Annotated in this window: 21 protein-coding genes and 1 pseudogene; 2 read left to right on the top strand and 20 right to left on the bottom strand. The window is 58.4% G+C overall.

What is annotated here, in order from left to right:
• The 10 genes from purQ to VEH04_08070 form a co-directional block, all read right to left on the bottom strand.
• On the bottom strand, positions 1-488 hold a 488-nt coding region (gene purQ / locus VEH04_08115), incomplete at its 3' end, for a phosphoribosylformylglycinamidine synthase subunit PurQ (protein HYG22730.1).
• Between the two features lie 79 nt (positions 489-567).
• Entirely contained in the window at positions 568-807 is a 240-nt protein-coding gene (gene purS / locus VEH04_08110) for a phosphoribosylformylglycinamidine synthase subunit PurS (GenBank protein ID HYG22729.1), read from the bottom strand.
• 246 nt (positions 808-1,053) lie between these two features.
• Complete coding sequence (locus VEH04_08105) at positions 1,054-1,974, bottom strand: hypothetical protein (protein ID HYG22728.1); 921 nt, start codon at positions 1,972-1,974, stop codon at positions 1,054-1,056.
• 14 nt (positions 1,975-1,988) lie between these two features.
• A complete protein-coding gene (locus VEH04_08100) occupies positions 1,989-2,405 on the bottom strand; it encodes a DUF1425 domain-containing protein (GenBank protein ID HYG22727.1) in 417 nt (138 codons plus the stop codon).
• Entirely contained in the window at positions 2,402-3,634 is a 1,233-nt protein-coding gene (locus tag VEH04_08095) for a hypothetical protein (protein ID HYG22726.1), read from the bottom strand. Before VEH04_08095 ends, VEH04_08100 begins: the two co-directional genes overlap by 4 nt.
• A 52-nt stretch (positions 3,635-3,686) precedes the next feature.
• Positions 3,687-4,310, bottom strand: coding sequence for a penicillin-binding protein activator LpoB (locus VEH04_08090; GenBank protein HYG22725.1), 624 nt, complete (start codon positions 4,308-4,310; stop codon positions 3,687-3,689).
• A 27-nt stretch (positions 4,311-4,337) separates the two neighbouring features.
• Positions 4,338-4,901 carry a YMGG-like glycine zipper-containing protein gene (locus VEH04_08085; protein HYG22724.1) on the bottom strand — a complete coding sequence of 188 codons (564 nt, stop codon included), beginning with the start codon at positions 4,899-4,901 and terminating at the stop codon, positions 4,338-4,340.
• 160 nt (positions 4,902-5,061) lie between these two features.
• Complete coding sequence (locus VEH04_08080; protein HYG22723.1) at positions 5,062-5,631, bottom strand: hypothetical protein; 570 nt, start codon at positions 5,629-5,631, stop codon at positions 5,062-5,064.
• Positions 5,628-6,083, bottom strand: a complete 456-nt coding sequence (gene nrdR / locus VEH04_08075; GenBank protein HYG22722.1) for a transcriptional regulator NrdR — start codon at positions 6,081-6,083, stop codon at positions 5,628-5,630. Before nrdR ends, VEH04_08080 begins: the two co-directional genes overlap by 4 nt.
• A gap of 227 nt (positions 6,084-6,310) precedes the next feature.
• Positions 6,311-7,240 carry an MBL fold metallo-hydrolase gene (locus VEH04_08070; protein HYG22721.1) on the bottom strand — a complete coding sequence of 310 codons (930 nt, stop codon included), beginning with the start codon at positions 7,238-7,240 and terminating at the stop codon, positions 6,311-6,313.
• A 180-nt stretch (positions 7,241-7,420) separates the two neighbouring features.
• Between VEH04_08070 and VEH04_08065 the strand changes: the two genes are divergently transcribed.
• Positions 7,421-8,020 (top strand): gamma carbonic anhydrase family protein, encoded by a 600-nt coding sequence (locus VEH04_08065; protein ID HYG22720.1) that lies wholly within the window; start codon positions 7,421-7,423, stop codon positions 8,018-8,020.
• Here VEH04_08065 and VEH04_08060 read toward each other — a convergent pair.
• From VEH04_08060 to VEH04_08045, 4 genes are all read right to left on the bottom strand, one after another.
• Positions 7,974-8,972, bottom strand: a complete 999-nt coding sequence (locus VEH04_08060) for a phytoene/squalene synthase family protein (GenBank protein HYG22719.1) — start codon at positions 8,970-8,972, stop codon at positions 7,974-7,976. The genes VEH04_08065 and VEH04_08060 overlap by 47 nt on opposite strands.
• A gap of 90 nt (positions 8,973-9,062) precedes the next feature.
• The gene (gene argH / locus VEH04_08055) at positions 9,063-10,463 is read right to left on the bottom strand and encodes an argininosuccinate lyase (GenBank protein ID HYG22718.1); all 1,401 of its coding nucleotides are present in this window, start codon (positions 10,461-10,463) and stop codon (positions 9,063-9,065) included.
• Between the two features lie 105 nt (positions 10,464-10,568).
• Positions 10,569-11,108 carry a hypothetical protein gene (locus VEH04_08050; protein ID HYG22717.1) on the bottom strand — a complete coding sequence of 180 codons (540 nt, stop codon included), beginning with the start codon at positions 11,106-11,108 and terminating at the stop codon, positions 10,569-10,571.
• 7 nt (positions 11,109-11,115) lie between these two features.
• A complete protein-coding gene (locus tag VEH04_08045; protein HYG22716.1) occupies positions 11,116-11,769 on the bottom strand; it encodes a hypothetical protein in 654 nt (217 codons plus the stop codon).
• 109 nt (positions 11,770-11,878) lie between these two features.
• Here VEH04_08045 and VEH04_08040 point away from each other — a divergent pair, with 109 nt between their 5' ends.
• Positions 11,879-12,721: an alpha/beta hydrolase gene (locus tag VEH04_08040; protein ID HYG22715.1), complete on the top strand. Its 843-nt coding sequence runs from the start codon at positions 11,879-11,881 to the stop codon at positions 12,719-12,721.
• Positions 12,722-12,763: 42 nt separating this feature from the next.
• Here VEH04_08040 and VEH04_08035 read toward each other — a convergent pair whose 3' ends face one another.
• The 6 genes and pseudogenes from VEH04_08035 to VEH04_08010 all read right to left on the bottom strand — a co-directional run bounded on the left by VEH04_08035 (position 12,764) and on the right by VEH04_08010 (position 17,174).
• Positions 12,764-13,108: a histidine triad nucleotide-binding protein gene (locus VEH04_08035; protein ID HYG22714.1), complete on the bottom strand. Its 345-nt coding sequence runs from the start codon at positions 13,106-13,108 to the stop codon at positions 12,764-12,766.
• A 101-nt stretch (positions 13,109-13,209) separates the two neighbouring features.
• Positions 13,210-14,490 (bottom strand): 6-phosphofructokinase, encoded by a 1,281-nt coding sequence (locus VEH04_08030; protein HYG22713.1) that lies wholly within the window; start codon positions 14,488-14,490, stop codon positions 13,210-13,212.
• Positions 14,491-14,851: 361 nt separating this feature from the next.
• Positions 14,852-15,637 (bottom strand): MBL fold metallo-hydrolase, encoded by a 786-nt coding sequence (locus VEH04_08025; GenBank protein ID HYG22712.1) that lies wholly within the window; start codon positions 15,635-15,637, stop codon positions 14,852-14,854.
• Between the two features lie 106 nt (positions 15,638-15,743).
• Positions 15,744-16,187 (bottom strand): dihydrofolate reductase, encoded by a 444-nt coding sequence (locus VEH04_08020; GenBank protein HYG22711.1) that lies wholly within the window; start codon positions 16,185-16,187, stop codon positions 15,744-15,746.
• Positions 16,173-16,370 (bottom strand): annotated as a pseudogene (locus VEH04_08015) (dihydrofolate reductase). The gene VEH04_08020 and the pseudogene VEH04_08015 overlap by 15 nt, the downstream one beginning before the upstream one ends.
• 9 nt (positions 16,371-16,379) lie before the next feature.
• On the bottom strand, positions 16,380-17,174 hold the full coding sequence (locus tag VEH04_08010) for a thymidylate synthase (protein ID HYG22710.1): 795 nt from the start codon (positions 17,172-17,174) through the stop codon (positions 16,380-16,382).
• Positions 17,175-17,220: the final 46 nt, after the last annotated feature.

Here is a 17,220-nt window from a genome sequence, read left to right as displayed (position 1 = left end):
ACCTGGTCATTGGCTTTCAAGCGGGCGCGCGTGGCTTCGTCAGCAAAATAACAGCCCTCTCCGTGGGCAATCGGCACACACAATAGTTTTCCGTCGGGAATCCCGCTTGTGAAGGGCGACTGTTTCGTCGCGGTTTGCAGGAACACCTGTTCGCAGCGGAATTGCAGCGAACGATTTCGTATCAGAGCGCCGGGAAGCATTCCTGCCTCGCAAAGAATTTGGAAACCATTGCAGATGCCCAATACATAGCCGCCATTTGATGCGAAATTCTGCACGGCTTGCATCACCGGACTGAACCGGGCGATGGCTCCCGTTCGGAGGTAATCGCCGTAGCTGAAACCGCCCGGGATCAGGACGGCGTCGGCATCCCCGAGCGACGAATCCTTGTGCCAGACTGTGCGGGCGGAGTGGCCGAGCACGTTGCGGAGGACATGCACGCAATCCTGGTCACAATTGGACCCGGGAAATTGAAGAACGGCGAAATTCATCGAGCGTTTCTGGAAATAATTGTTTTAGCCTGCGATCTCAAAATCGCGCCACTGTGGAATTCGTCAACCGAAACGTGGATTACTCGATCTCGAACCTGTAATCCTCGATGACGGGGTTGCTCAGCAGTTTGTGACAGGCCTCATCAACAAGCGCCCGCGCCGATTCCTTGTCACTGCCAGCGAGTTCGATTTCCATGTATTTGCCGACATGAACCGCACCAACGCCCTTGTAGCCCATATGCTCCAAGGCGGTCTGGACGGTTTTCCCCTGAGGGTCGAGCACAGCCTTCTTGGGCGTGACAATAATCTTGGCTTTCATCGTTAACAACGGCCCCAGCATGGTGGGTCAACCGCAGAAACGAGGCGAGAAGAATTTTGGTTTCCGGTCCGGGGCGGGTGGATCCTGAAACTGCCCAGTGCAAGTGAAAAACTTCACGCGTCGAGTTCGGAGCGCGGTGCAGGTATGGGAACGTGTCCACCCTCCGCAGGAGCTGCTACGGAGGACGGGCGATACGGCACGCCTGGAGTCTCCGTTGGATGGACTTCTTAGAAAAACAAGATGCACCTACTCGCTCTGCGTGATGTCTTCCATTAGCTCAAATGCCGTGGCTTCCGCGATTTCCTGGACGCTGAACTGGCTGAGCGATGATGGCGCCAACCGGCCCGTGATGTCGGCGGATGATGCCTGGCCCAGGATGCGTGCATCCTTGAGGCTGATTGCGGTCGCCTGGATATCGGGGACGGAGATCGTCTGGTTGCCGGAAATCATGGGAACGTTCATCGATTTAGAAGCGATCAGGATCTCGATCACTGCATCGGCCACTTTCGCCAATGCCTCCCGATCCTTGCGCGCCTGAGCTGAATCACTGGAGCCGATGAATTCCGCGATGGGTTTATCCGCGATCAACTGGGCGGCCACGCGCTGGTCGGTGAGCGTCACTCCAGCAGCGCGCAACGGCCGGCCGAACAGGCGTTCGACATCGCGCACCGTTTGCCGGTCAGCAAGCGTCGGTGCAGCCTTGCCATCGGATCGATACGAGTTCGCGTTGGTGCTGCGAATCGGAAACTCGGCTGAATTGCCGTTGTTCCGGATTGTCTCGGTTTGCTCCTCGCGCCGAATGAGTTTCAATCCGCCCTGTTCGTCCACCAACTCGCGGTTTACGTAGATCAGCATGCGCGGGCTGCCCAGCTTTGCGTATCCTTCCTTGAAGCGATCGATCGTCGCCTGCGCCTGCTCCTGTTGAACCAGCGGCGCGCGTCCTCCGAGCGGGCGTTGATCGTAAACATAAATCTGTCCCGCTGGCACGGTTTGGTTGCTTGCGGCCCAGGGATTGCGGTAATTGGGATCCTGCCAAACGCGTGGCGGCGGGTCGCCTTCGCTGGAACGAGGTGTTGACGCCGAGGCTGCCGGCGCGCCCTTTTGTGCGACGGCTGGGATGACTGCTGCGACTAAGGTGAGAAGCCCGAAGCATGCTTGCGCTCTCATAATAAAAATCCTCTTCAGCGGGCCTGGCGGATGCGAATGGTATAACGCGCCGCCTGGTTGTTCATGGAAACAAACTTCACGGCCTCCTGAGAATTCTCGTCAAAAAAAACGTTCTCGTAAGATGTGGCATCGATGACAAAACCCTGGGCATCCTTGAACTCGCAATTGACCTGAACCTGGATCCGCCTGCTTTCCCGGTTCCGCAATTGAGCCGCGACCTGCAGGCGTCCGTCGGGCATCCGTGTTTCCTGGATTCCCGGGCAGGTGACAGAGTTGCGCACGCGTTCATCGAGGAGCACGAGGCCTGCGCGATTCTCGCGATCGTTTACCGTGGTGTTGATCGGCAGGTAGGCACCTCGATCCACGACTGCCGTTTCGCATCCAGTGAGGAGCAAGGCCGCGCCGCCGAGAGAAAACAGAGTTCGTTTCATAAAGTCTGGGGAGTTACCGATTGATCGCTCACAAACACCACTTTGTCGCCGGTTTCCGGAACGTTGATCGTGAACGACTTTGTTAATTGGGTTAAGGGACGACCGGCTCCGTCCTGAAATTCAATCGTGGCAGAGTGAATGCCGGGCGGGAGTTGCAGATGAGCAAACGTTAAAAAGCGGGGAAGATTGTCCCACGCCCGCACGTCCGCCTCAGGCGTTGTGGCGGAAGAAACAAGCTTGCTGAGTACGCCTGCGGCAAGCAGGCCCAGGCCAACCTCATCGGCCACACTGTTGCGCCCGCGCTGCGTCGCCATCACGGCGCCGCCAATGATTCCCACATCGCCAATGGCGCCCGTGGTGGACTTGAAGACGGCCTTGTTGCCGAGGACATGATCCATGAGGCGCCCCCCGCGAGTCGTTGCCTGATAAAACAAGTCGTCGCACGCGCCTGCCGAGAGAAGCTGTTCGCCAACTGTGACTTTGGCCAGGCGCACGGGCGAAGGTGTTTCCCGAAAACGAAGTTGCTCGCCGTATTCGCCCCCGCCGTATTTCGCGGGACCGCGCCCATACTCAATCAGGAAAAGCACGTTGGCAGCCGGATTGTAGGGCGGGAGCCTGGAAAGCTTCGATGCCTTTTCGGCGCGCTGCAGGGAATCAGATCCGTCGCCTCCCAGTTTCACTGACGCGAGGCCATCCAGGTAATCGAGGATCGCATAGTCTGCCGCAAACGATTGCTCCTCAGTTCCAGAATCCTCGAGTTGAGCCGTGCGGAAACAAGCGCGCGCATTGTCGGGCTCGCCATCCATCCAATAGAGAACACCGCGATAGAAATACGCCATTACCCGTTCGTAAGGTTCGCCGATGAAAGTCTTCCTGGATTCCTCGTTGAAATATCCGCGCGCCTTTCGGGCGGATTTGTCGCGACCGTAAATGCCGCCGAGAGTGAGCAGAGCGTCGTCAAGGTAGCGTTTCGCCAGCTCGAATTCGCCGCGACGCATGGCGGCGGCGGCGGTGCGATACTGCCAGAGAACCTTGTCCTTGGCGGGTCCGCGTTCGATCGCATTCGGGCCGTCCACCATCAGATTGCCCGTCAGCACAATCGCGGGCTCTCGTGTCGTGGCACAACCCGTGAGCAAGCCTGCGGCAATTGCCGCAATGAACAACCTGCGGATCGGCAGACGAGCGATCCCGCTGGGTTCGCTTCCTTGACGTGCAATGTTGCCGCTCATAAAAGAAGCGCCAGGCCTTGGCCCGGCGCTGTTCGGTTCAAACGCGAAATGTTCAACGATACGCCGCGTCCTCGAGACCCTGCTTCTTAATCTCCGCGGCGTCTTCCCAAACGATGTCCGACGTGCGGGCATCGATCAGCTGGAAGCTATAGAGGATATAATCGCTCGTGCCTGCCGTGGTGCGGGTCGAGAGGCCCTGGAGCGTGCCCGTGAGGAAAAAGTCGGCCCCACGGAATTCAACCAGGTTGGGATCCGCGCTGGCGGTCACTTGTCCCGACTGTTTCATAGCGCGCTCCCGTTCCAGCGCCTGCATGCGATCACGTGCGAGGAAGAGCACCTTGCCTTGCGCCTTGCTGTTCAATTGCACTCGGATGCGCGTCAGGAAAATGTCCTTGTTGATTGGGAAACGCGTTTCGTTCTTCACGGGATCCAAAACGACGCGTGGCGTGCCCTGCGCATTGGCGATCTGGGGAATGCCCAGAATGCTGCGGGCCATCTTGTCGGTCACCATGACCAGATCCTGGGATTCCACGCCCGTGCCCGCGACGAATCCGCGTTCGTCCGGACGCATCTCGGTTACCGGGACGCCGGATGGATTCTTGACACCAGTGGAAGCACAGCCAGTGGCAATTGCGGCAATGGCCAGTGGAAGCAAGTAGGAACAATATTTGATCATAAACTTGGATTCGAGGAGTGGGCCCGATCACCGGCCGAAGAGGCTGTTCGCACTGGTCATGGATCCCGCCGGCGCATAAGCGGGAGCGCTCTGGATCCGAGGTGCGGCCGGAACTGTGGGCGCGTCGTTTATCGTTTGCGCGTCGGGAACGCTGTATGAAACAGAGGGCGCGGACTGGAGGTCGCGTTCGCGCGCACGAGCCCGGCTTTCCGCGACTCCGCCCAGGACGAGTCCCGCGGCTGCGCCAATACCGGCGCCTTCCCAACCCTGGCGATGCACGTTGTGGCCGATTATCCCGCCTGCAAGCGCGCCCAGCAGCGTTCCCGCGACCGCATAGTTTGGGCGGCTGTAAGAATAATCCGGGTAGGCGTAGCTGTATGTGTACGCGGGCGACACGGGATAAGCGTATGCCGGATAATAGGAATAATGCCGATAGGCCGGGTAGCCGAAGTGAACCGAAAACGAGGAATGTGAGTGATGCCGGTGGTGACGGTGCCCGTGCCCCCAATGCCGATGGCCAGGGCCGCCCGCATATGCACTTGGGCCGAGGCTCAACAGACAAACCGCCGTTAGTAGCTTGATTCTTTTCACAACGAACGTTGGACGCCGCTTTGCCCCTGAAATTCAAAGCACTGCAGACGCCTGACCGCAAGCAACTTAGCGCAGGTCGGCCGGAGAGCAATCACGGGGAAGGTGGCGAAGGTGGCGCAACGCGCTCGACCGCGTCTTTGGAGGTCGGCGCCTTGTGCGGCTAATCGACCAACAAGGCGCACTCGAGGTGCGGGGTTTCCGCGCTGAGACATTCGCGCAGGAACTCCAGAATCTTCGCTTCCAGCGATTGGCATCGCGGCGTCCACCTGCGGGCGCCCGTCAATTGCTTCACGCAAGGACGCAGCCTGTGAAAGCGCACGATCCGTGGCTCCTGCCGCAGTTGAACGCGCAGCTCGTCCCGCAGGCGCGGGAAGAAAAACAGTTCGCCGCCGAGCGCTGATTCCTGCGCCAGCTGGCAAAGATCGGCACCGGTTTTCGGCACGACTTCATCTTCACTCACAGGTTCGGCTGATTCCGTGTGAACCCTGTATCCGAAGCTCCGCAGCACTTTTTCCAGCGCATCTGCGAACTCAGCCACCGTGACAGTCTCGCGACGGAGTTCGTTTCGAAAATAGTGAAACACCGCCTGCGACGCTTGCTTTACGAAATCGGCATCCAACAATTTCGAGCTGCTGCCCATCAGTTCGATGGAAATGGCTTCCGCCGAAAAAGGGATGCTCTCGCCTTCGGGGGTTTGGAACAGCAGGCAGTCCGTTGAAAGTGCAATCATTGTTGAGCCTCCAGCTTTTTGACTTCGTGGACGAAGTCAGTGGCTTCCTGAAACCGGCGATAGACACTGGCGAATCTCACATAGGCAACTTCGTCGACCGGGCGAAGTCCTTCCATAACGAGTTTCCCGATCACCTCCCCAGGGATTTCCCGCTCATAGCGATTCGTCACCTCATCGACAATCCGGTCCACCAAATCCTCGATGATCTTGGGGCTGATCGGCCGTTTCTGGCATGCCTTGCGAATACCCGAGAGAAGTTTGTCGCGGGAGAACTCCTCATGCCTGCCGTCACGTTTGAGGACCATCAGGTTTTCCCGTTCGATCTCCTCGTAGGTGGTGAAGCGATTCCCACACGCGATGCATTCACGGCGACGGCGGATTGTCGCTCCCTCCCGGGAGGCTCTGGAATCGACAACTTTGTCGTCCTGGCAACCGCATTTCGGACATCGCATAACGCTACACCGCTAATTGTGGCACGCCGGTTTCTAACACACTAAATGTTGAGGCGTCAAGGGATTCGCCTCCGGACCGCGGGCGTCAGCCTGCTTCAGCGGGAAACGTGCGAAACGGTTGGAACTCGCCCCATGCCGGATCCGCTTTCGACATCGTGAGGTGTGAACGCCGCGGTCCGACGCGCAGGATTCCTGGAAGCGTCCTGATCTTTGCGTTCTGTGCCGCCTTAAAACACGATTGGGACTCCTTCATCAAGGATGCGCACCTTGTCGGAGACCTTTTGCTCGCCCGCCAATTCCATCAGCCATTGCGGCGGTTCGTCCATGTCCTCAAATGAAAGCCGGAATGTTCCGTAATGCATTGGCACCAGCTGCTGGGCGCCGAGATCCTTGAACGCCTTCATTGCCTGGTCGGGACCCATGTGGACGCGGCGAAACGTGTCTGGATAATAGGCGCCGATCGGCAGGAGGGCGATTTCCGGGGGCATGCGCCGTCCGATCTCCTTAAAGCAGTGCGAGTAGGCGCTGTCGCCCGCATGATAGATGCGGCGGCCTTGGTGCTCCAAAATGAAACCGCCGTAGCCGCGATGATCATCGCGCAACGTTCGCGCGCCCCAGTGCTTGCTTGGCGTCAGCGTCACCTTCCAATCCGTGTGCGAGAAGCTTTCCCACCACGCGAGCTCGATTACACGTTCAAACCCTAGGTCAAGCGCGAGGTCGCCAACGCCCCAAGGCATGACGCCAATCTTCGGATGCGGAAGCCGCCGCAGGGATGGCTTGTGAAAGTGATCGAAGTGGGCGTGCGTCAGAAGAACCAGATCAATCGGCGGAAGATCCTCGATGCGCAAACCCGAGCGTTTGATTCGCTTCAGGAGAAAAAGCCAGTTCGCGAAATTGGGATCGACCAGCACATTTAAATCCGTGAACTGAATCAGGAATGACGCGTGCCCGATCCACGTGATCGCGACCTGGCCGTCTTGCAATTTCGGAAATGCGGGCTGCCGATGTTCTCCTTTCCTGCGCGTGAGCAGGGTTTTCCAAACCATTTCATGAAAGAACGTGCGCGGATTGAAGTGGTTCGAAGGAGTCAGTTCCTTGAACGAACGCGGCAGACGCTTTCGTTTTGCCGGCGATCGCTTGGATGGCTTTCTCGTCATACGTGCCGCTTCATTCTCAACCACTCTGAATAAATTTCAAACTTTGACGTCGGAAACAACACCTGCCGTCTTTTCGGGTTGGGTTCTAAGACGGCGGGCGGAGGAACTGAGGTTAAGCCCGCCGGGTCAAACCGGCGGGTTTTTTGTTTCCAACGCGCTTCTCGTGTGTAATGAACAATCATGTGCAAGCTTGAAGAACAATTGCAGACCTACCTCTGCCAACCGCCCCGGCTTGGTAAAGACGTTTACATTGCAAAAGGAGCCATCGTTGTCGGCGATGTGCAACTGGGCGATCACTCCAGCGTCTGGTACAACGCCGTGCTGCGCGGCGATATCAATCGCATCGTTGTGGGCCATCACTCCAACATCCAGGACAACGCCGTTCTGCACCTTGCCGATGATTTCCCCTGCATGCTCGGCAACTACGTGACTGTTGGCCACTCCGCCGTGGTGCACGCGTGTCACGTTGGCGACGAAGTGCTGGTGGGCATGGGGGCGATCATTCTCGATGGCGCCGTTATTGGCGAGCAGTCGATCATTGGCGCGCGGGCTCTTGTCACGCAGGGAACCCGGATTCCTCCCGGATCAATGGTCCTGGGCGCGCCCGCCAAGGTGACGCGGGCGCTCACACAGCAGGAGCGAGATGGATTGAAATATTGGGCGGAAAAATACGTGGCGAATGCGGCATATTGCTTGAAGCGCCAAATTGGCGTTGGCGGCGTGGTGCCAGGGCCTAAATCGAACGCGCAAGGTTCCGCCACCGTGCCAGCGGATAGGTGACCAGGGATCGCACCAGAATTTGACGCACTTCAGCACGGCTGATTTTTATTCGCTGACTGGCATCCAGCACGTTGGCGGCGCGCAACCGCTTGAGCGTCTTCATTCCAATCAAAATGGGCCACGCGCACGCCAGTCTCAATCGAAGCTCGGATCGTGGAATCAGGTTTGTATATCGCCATCCCGCTTCCAAATGCGCCTGGGCGTCGTCCACCAGCTGATGGAACACGGGACGCAAACGGGGTGCGGATTGGGGGTCCAGCAAGTCGCTGGGTGCAAGTTGAACCAACTGCAACATGTCGGACGGAATATAGCAGCGCCCCGAGCGCAGGTCGGCGGGCAGGTCGCGAAGGATGTTCACCAGCTGCAAACCCTTGCCGAAGCGGACGCCCAGCATTTCGTAATCAGTTTGCGAAATTCCCTGGTTGGTGAGGAATTGCGATCCTCGAAAATGATCCTGCAAACAGATCTTCGTCCAAAACTCGCCGACACAACCGGCCACGCGATACGTGTAGTCATCCAGCTCCTCGCGCGTGCGGAGTGCCACAATCAAATCCGCGTTCGCGCCTGCGAAACGTTTCAGGTCCAACACCTGGCCGCTCGTAATGGTGTCGAGGACCTTGCGGATCAAGGCACGATCCTCCGCGGAACTCTGCGCAAGAATGGCGAGAGACGTTTCGACATGCTCGAGGAGTTTGCGTTCTGGCTGCGACTCCTGGTTCCGGGAAAGGTCCATTACGGACAGGGCATCCGTGCGCGTCCCAACAATTCTGCCTCGCAATTGTTCCAGCAAATCCAGCCGCTGTTCCAGGGAAACCAGGGTGGTGTCCGCAACGGTGTCGGTGGTGCGTGCGAGCAAATATGCGAGGCCGATCTGTGGACGGATGTCGGAAGGCAAGACCCGCAGCGTCAGGTAGAATGAACGCGAAACCTGTTCCAACAGGTTTGTGAGCATTTCGCGTGACGTCGGCGGATTCGGCACGCCTGAATCATCGCGAACTCCCCCGCACAAATCCAGCTTGCAGCCGATTCACTCCAGCTCAGCTCAGCTCAAGCGCTTGCGCCACGCTGCAATCTGCCGGGCCACTTCCTTTGATCCGGGAGCGCCCGTCAGCTCGCGTCGTGTCATTGCCTTGTCCAGATCAAAGCTTTTCAGCACATCAGCCTCGAACAAGGCGTCAACCGATTGATATTCCTGAAGGCTGAGAGCGTTCAATGGTTTTCCGCTTTTTTCCGCCAATGCGACCAACGCGCCCACGGCATGATGCGCCTGCCGGAACGGCATGCCCTTGCGCACGAGATAATCCGCCAAATCCGTTGCCAGCAGCGTGGAATCGGCGGCCGCAGCCCGACACGCCCGCGCGTCGACTTCGATGTTTCCCAGCATCGCGGCGACGATTCGAACCGTCGCGCGAACGGTGTCGACGCTGTCGAACAGGCGCTCCTTGTCCTCCTGCAGGTCGCGGTTGTAGGTCATTGGCAGACCTTTGAGCAACGTGAGCAGCGACACGAGATTGCCAATGACGCGGCCGCTCTTCCCGCGCGTGAGTTCCGCGATATCCGGATTTTTCTTTTGCGGCATCAATGACGAACCGGTGGTGTAGGCGTCGGAAATGCGAATGAAGCTGAATTCGCTGCTCGCCCACAGGATGAGATCTTCAGCCAGCCGGGACATGTGCACTGCAAGCAGGGCAGCGTGCGCGCAAAACTCGACGGCGAAGTCGCGGTCGCTTACGGCATCCATTGAATTCTGGGAGATGCGCGGCTTGCCTTTGTTGTCAACGAATCCGAGTGTCACCGCAACGAGCGCGCGGTCGAGTGGAAGAGTCGACCCCGCAAGCGCGCCTGCGCCGAGCGGACAGACATTCAACCGTGAGAAGCAGCCGCTGAGGCGATCGACGTCGCGATCGAACATCTCTACATACGCGAGAAGGTGATGTGCGAAGTAAACGGGCTGAGCCCGTTGAAGATGTGTGTAGCCCGGAATGATGACGGACCGATTGTCGTCTCCGAGTTGAACAAGCGCCGTTTGCAGGGACTTGAGCTCGCCTACGAGCTGCAGCAGCTGGTCGCGCAGCCAGAGCCGAATATCCAGCGCCACCTGGTCGTTGCGCGACCGACCCGTGTGGAGCTTCGCGCCAGCAGGCACACGCCGCGTCAATTCGGCCTCGATGTTCATGTGAACGTCCTCGAGCTCTGGTTTCCATTTGAACGTTCCCGATTCAATTTCGCGTGCGATCGCGTCCAGGCCGCGGCTGATTGCCGCGAGCTCCTCGCCGGTCAGGATGCCAATTGACTTCAGCATGTTCGCGTGCGCGAGCGACCCGAGAATGTCGTAACGCCAGAGCCGCCAATCGAAGGAAATGGATTCCGTGAACTGCGCCACGTCGGAAGCCGGCCCTCCGGAAAACCGTCCGCTGCGTGAGACTGGAGAGGATTTTTTCATCGGTAACTTGTCGGCGAAATGTGCTGCGCACGCCGCTAAAAGTCACTTTAAAAGGCGGCTGAAAACGCGGTTGTTGCGCCTGCCGGGACGTAGCGCAGACAACGGTTACTTGCGGAAGAAGAAACTGATGATGCCGAGCAGCATGATGAAAAGGAATGCAACGAGGAAAATGAAACGATTGCGCGCAACACGTTTCTCATAACGCATCGGACGGAGTCCCTGAATGCCGCCAGCCGCGAGGTAATTGACGAGCTTGGGATTGCTGGCCGAAGGCCCGCTGAATTGATTCCGAATACGCCGCAGCAGCGCGGGCAGATCATATTTCCGCACTCCAAGGCCATTGAAATGTTCGGGCGTTGTCGGCGCTTCCGCGCGCGACTTCAAACGTCCCTGGTCGATTTGCTCGAAGATCGGCTCCGCAGTCGCCGACGGCGCGGTCGTGGAAACAGGTGGCGCAGCGGGGTCGTTATGGCTGATGGTGCGGCCATCGGGCAGCGCAGTGGAACGAAGCCCGGACGACTTGCGTTGCGGACTTTGCAACTGCGAATCGAGCTGCCGAATCTGCGCCTCGAGCGCGGCGATCTCATCGCTCAGCGCTTGCGCGCGCTCGGACACGGGATCAGATTTCTTTTTGAACAGCCCCATTTGTTCATCAGCGTTGCATCATCAGCACTGCCACGAGAATGGCGAATCCAATCACGAGGGCGACCGCGATGGGCCAGGTCAAAGCCAGCCCGTACTGGCACAGTGCCCCAAAACTTTGATTCGGCAGAATGGAGGCGGGAGCAGCGGCCTGTGGCGTCTCACGCTGCGCGGATTGTCCCGACAGGACGGGAAATTTCAGGCGGGCGCTGTTCCATTCCATGCGCGCATTCTCAATGGCCGTCAATGCCCGTGTCAGCTCCACTGCAAAATTATCCTTGGTCCAGCTGGTTTCGTTTGTCGATTCAACCCGGCCCAGTGCATTGCGGAATTCCGCAAGCGTGGCGGCCATCTGTTCAGCGTCACGCCGTGCTGCGAACTCCGATTCCTCAAGCAGGCCGATGCCGCGCGTGAGATTCTGGATCATCTCCTGGCGGCCTGTCTGGAACTCAATCTGGCGGCGGCGCGTTTCCTCCAGGCCCGCTCGTTCGCGCTCGAGATCCTCCTGTGCGCGCTTCAGTTCGGCGAGGCGTTGCTGCGCCTCCAAAACACGGCTGTCCACTTCCTCGCGCGTGGGCGCCCGCAGCGAACTCGCGGGGGCTGCGGCTTTGCGAACCTGGAAGTCGTTGTCGACGAAATCCGCCGGATCAAATTCTGAAGCCATGACTGGATTCTAATTTTGGTCGGCTCGAAGTAAAGCGCCGGTTGGTTGAAACTCAGGGGTAGAACCCTCCATGGTGGTCACGTCAGCAAGGCTGTGGCACAGTGCGGCGATGAAACATTCCCGCTTTGCGCGACGCACTCTCGTGCAGGCGATTGCCGGCTTGATTCTATTTCTTATGTTCTTCCGCTGGTTCGAACACAGTCAGGTTTATCATCCCACCCGCAGCCTGGACCCGGCTGAAAAGGAGTCCGCGCAACCAATTCAGGACGTTTTCTTCAAGGCGTCCGACGGTGTTCAGCTCAACGCATGGTTTTTCCCCGCCGCATTGAACGCGCCGCGCAGGGATCTCGCGCTGGTGCTATGTCATGGCAATGGCGGGAACATCAGTCATCGCGTCGATCTTTGTCTCCTGCTGCGTGAACTCGGCATTAACGTGCTCTCGTTTGATTACCGCGGGTATGGCCTGAGCGAAGGCCGGCCATCAGAAGAGGGCACTTACAAGGACGCCCAGGCTGCGCACGCATGGCTCGTGCAGAACGGTTTTCCGCATCAACGCATTATCGCTTACGGAGAATCGCTGGGCGGAGGAGTGGCGAGCGAACTCGCGGCCCGGGAACCCGTCGCCGGCCTGGTTCTTCACAGCACCTTTACAAGCATTCCGGATATCGGTTCGGAATTGTTTCCCTGGCTGCCCGTGCGACTCCTGTGCCGCATTCGATACAACACTCTGGACCGGCTGCCACGCATCAAGGTCCCGGTTCTCGTGCTGCACAGCCGCACCGATGAAATGATTGGCTTCGCTCACGGGGAGCGGAATTTCGCGGCAGCAAACGAGCCGAAACAATTTGCCGAAATCCACGGCGGACACAACGACCCGCTCGGCGCTGATCGCGATACCTTTGTGCGCGCGATCGAATCGTTCCTCACGTTCCTGCCCCAGGCGACTCCCTAATGCCTGAGTGGCGGGCCAGGGTTGCGGGACGACGCGGGTTTTTCAACCTGGTGGCCAGGCGAGTTTGCGTCCTCCGATGATATGGCAATGCAGGTGGGGAACGGCTTCGCCCGCGTCGGGGCCGTTGTTGAAGACGAGACGGAATCCGCCCTCGGCCAGTCCCAGGCTCCGTGCTACCTCGCCCGCTTTCACCATCAGATGACCCAGCACCTGATGATCCTCGGGTTTCGCTTCGGCAATTCGAGGAATCGGTTTCTTCGGAATGATGAGGACGTGAGTGGGCGCCTGGGGTTTGACGTCGCGGAACGCGATCACGAGTTCGTCTTCGTAGACAATGGTCGCTGGAATCTCACGCGCGATGATTTTCTCGAACAGGGTCTTACTCATGATTGCGAGAACTTGCTCGGAGAACTTTCAAACGTCAACGAAGCTGTAAAGCAAAAGGCCCGGGGGGAACTCCGGGCCTTTTGCGAAAACCGCGTTGTGAATCAGGCGCGCGGCGCCAGCTTCTTTTCCACTTTGGATTTTTCGAGCGAAACGTATTTCGGCAATCCGCCCTCCATGGGAACCTTCACTTCGCCTTCGATCAACGGACGCGCGTATTCCACGAATTTTTCGTTCGGCAGAAAACCGTCTTCGCCAATCCAATCCTTCGGGATGAAATGTTCGACATTCGCGATGTCTTCGAGCGGTTGCAAACCCGTTGACCATTTGATGGACCCGTCAGCTTGCACGTCGCGAACAATCTTCACCATGAAACCACTTTGTCCTTCGACCGCGGCCTTGACGGCGGCAACCCCGCAGGCATGCGCGTTATTTGCGTCGGTGGCGCTCGCAATGTGCGCGGCAGCACGCTGTGCATAGCCGAGCATGACGGTGCGCGTCTTCAGGTTCATCTTGCCCTGGATGATTTCCTTGAGCTTCTCAGCGGCGCCGGCGAGAACAGCGTGGCCGAAGGCGTCGAGCCGTGTTTTATCCGCGCCGATTTCCTCACCCTGCTCGTTCTTCAATCCTTCGCCGACCACGACTATGCAATATTTGTATGCCGCAACGGTTTCCTGCACCTTGGCGAGGAACTTCTCCTCGTTGAAGGGTAATTCCGGAAGAAGGATGATGTGCGGCGCGTTTGCAGGATTTCCCTGCTTTGCGACCACAGTTCCGGCCGCAATCCAGCCCGCAGCGCGCCCCATGACTTCAATAATGCAGCAGGATCCGTCATCGGTTGCCATGCTGCTGACGTCCGTCGCGACTTCGAGCACGGTCGTGGCGCAGTACTTCACGGCCGAGCCATAACCCGGACAGCTGTCGGTGTGGGGCAGGTCGTTGTCGATGGTTTTCGGAACTCCGATGACCCGCATATCCCAGGCGCGTTTGACGGCTTCGAGATGAATCTTGTGGGAGGTGTCCTGTGAATCGTTGCCGCCCGCGTAGAAGAAATAGCGGATGTTATGAGCCTGAAAGACTTCAAACAGGCGATCCATGTCCTGGGCCGCCTTTTCTGGCTTCTTCTTGAAATCGATCTTGTAACGGCAGGTGCCGAGGGCCGCGGCGGGCGTATAGCGCAGACCCTCGATTGTGCGAGCCTTCTCGTCATTGATATCGATCAACTCCTCATTAAGGATGCCGAGGATGCCATTGAGTCCCCCGTAGATTTCCTCGATAGACTCGTGCTTGCCGGCTTCCTGCAATACGCCGGCCACGCTGGCGTTAATGACTGCAGTCGGTCCGCCGGACTGCCCGACCAAGAGATTTCCAACCAATTCAGGCATAAAATTTCGTTTTCAATAATAACAACCGTTCCACTAAAGCGTCCGCCCCGACAAATTGGAGCGCACCTTGCCAATCCACACGCCGGGTGTAAAGGCGGAATTCCTCGAAGGATCGAGGCGCCGGCGTGGCACAGGTTTCCGAACCTGTCCTGTCTTTGCCTTAGCCTGCGATGCTGACCGGGCCATATCCCTGCCTCGCGGCGGCCGGACGCCTCAACGCCGAGCAGCTGATCCGACAGGCCGGGAGAACTCGGCAGCGCAGCACCGCGACGAATTTAAGTCCTTCAGAAAACCTGTCTGAACCTGCCTGCCCTGAACTTTACGAGGCAACGGCGTGTTTGCAAGGTGGAGTTGATGGGACCTATTCGATTGCGAAGGTTCCGCCGTCCCTGGCAAACGTGTGCCGCACCCCAGGCAGAAGCTTTTTCCCGAGTCGCTTCAGTTTCGGCACATCGTCCCAATTCTCGGAGCCCAGGTGCACGAAGATCACCTGTTTCACGGGCCGGGTGCGAAGGTATTCAAACATCTGCTCGGGGGCAAAGTGCGACATCTCACAAACGAGAAGGTCGAGCGGCTTTTCAAACAGGGGATCGAGATCCTCCGGTGTTCCGAGGTCGGCGCTGTGTCCCACGCGCATTCGTTTGCGCTCCAGCAGGAAGCTGAATGCGGAGAACACGTGCGGATGCTTTGTTTGAAACCGCGTCTTCAGCCCGTTCAAATGAGTGGTCGGAAACGGGGTGACCGTTACATCCGAGACCGAAAAAGGCTTCGCCGGCTGGAGTCCAAAGAACTTCCGCTTGAACGGCAGCAGTTCGTCAAACAACAGCCCCGCTTCGAACATCTGTTGCAGCGGATGGATGCCATGTGACGGCATGAAGATCGGCAGGTCACCCTGGCGTTGCTCGAGCCAGAAGCCCTGCATGAGCATGAAGAGTCCGCCAAAATGATCCGCGTGCAGGTGCGACAGCAGGATTGCATTGATCGAATCGTAACTGATCCCGCTCGCCTTGATGCTGCGATCGACGGGTTCGCCGCAGTCGATGAGGAGGGATGTCTTGCCGAAGCGGTAGAGGGTCGAGGCGTGATTGCGATCGGCGCAGGGCCAGCCATCGCCCACCCCGAGGCAAGTGACGGAACAGGATTTCATTTTCTGCGGCGCATTGTGGGGAGACCCTTCCAGGCAAACAAGGGAAGAAAGTGCAAGGATCGGGAGCGGCTTCTGTTGGGGAAAGAACGCCGGCAGGAGCTTGGAATCATCTGTTATTCAGCCTGCCGGTCCCGCTGGCTTTGCGCGCCGAAATGCGGGTCGAACCGCGCCGCACGTAATGAAGAATCCGAAACTCAGGGGTGTCGCGAACCTCTTCGGCAACGTCGAACAGGTGCTCGAAGGGGGGGAAGAAGGCGTCGCCGTGAACCTCCCGCTTCACCAGGGTGAGGAACAAATCCGAGCACATCGGCAGGGACTGTTCGTAAATCTGCGCGCCGCCGCAGATGAAAACGTCGCGCGCGAACTCGGCTGGATCCAGCTTGAGAAGGCTCCGTTGCAAACGCAATTCGGTTCCCTTGCTTCCTGGGACCTTCGGGAGGTGCAGTTGCTTGGGGCGACGAAGAGAACGCGCTCGCGTGCCCAGCGTGAAGCCGGCAAAAAGTTCCGGGAACTCCCGCCGCAAGCGTGCAGGATGCCGCGTCAGGACCACGTTCGTGCGCTGCGGCAATGGCTTGCCCAGGCTTTCGAACGTCTTGCGCCCCATCACCACCACATTGCCGAGCGTGAGTTGCTTGAACCATTTGAAATCCTCAGGCAGATGCCAGGGGATCCTTTTGCCATCGCCAATCACCCGGTTCAGCGACATCGCAGCGATGGCTTTGAAATGTTTCACGATGGTTGATCACACCGCGATTGGGGCCTTGATTCCCGGATGGGGATCGTATCCAAGGAGTTCGAAATCTTCGAAGCGGAAGTCGCGGATCTGTTTGACCGCGGGATTAAGTTTCATTCGCGGCAGGGGCCGGGGTTCGCGCGTGAGCTGCAGGCGGGCCTGTTCCAGATGATTGGCGTAGAGATGCAGATCGCCAAAAGTGTGGACGAACGTTCCGGGTTTCAAGTCGCACACCTGCGCCACCATGAGTGTGAGCAGCGCGTAACTTGCGATATTGAATGGCACGCCAAGGAAAAGGTCCGCACTCCGCTGATACAGCTGGCAGCTCAACTCGCCGTTCTGAACAAAGAATTGAAACATGGCATGGCACGGCGGCAGGGCCATTTGCTCAATTTCTCCAACGTTCCAGGCGCTCACAATCAGCCGCCTGCTGTCCGGGTTCTTCTTGATCTGTTCGATCACCTGGTCGATCTGATTGATGGATCGTCCGTCGGCGGTTCGCCAGTCGCACCATTGCGCGCCATACACGCGGCCCAGGCTGCCTTCGGCGTCGGCCCATTCGTCCCAGATCGTGACGCCGTTTTCGTTTAGATACCGAACATTCGTGTCGCCGCGAAGGAACCACAGCAACTCGTGGATGATCGATTTGAGATGCAGCCTTTTCGTCGTGAGAACGGGGAAGCCGCCGGAAAGCGGAAAGCGGGCTTGGGCGCCGAACACCGAGTAGGTGCCTGTGCCGGTGCGGTCGGGTTTGAACCTTCCTTCGTTGAGCACCAGGCGAAGAAGATCGAGATACTGCGTCATCGCTGGCGAGAATAAGTTCCGAGCCGCGAAATGCAATTCGGAACCC

It is taken from the genome of Verrucomicrobiia bacterium, from assembly GCA_035629175.1.
Classification (GTDB): Bacteria; Verrucomicrobiota; Verrucomicrobiia; order Limisphaerales; family DASXHY01; genus DASXHY01.
The sequence above is the reverse complement of the archived record's forward strand: the minus strand, read 5'-3'. Positions and strand labels throughout refer to the sequence as shown.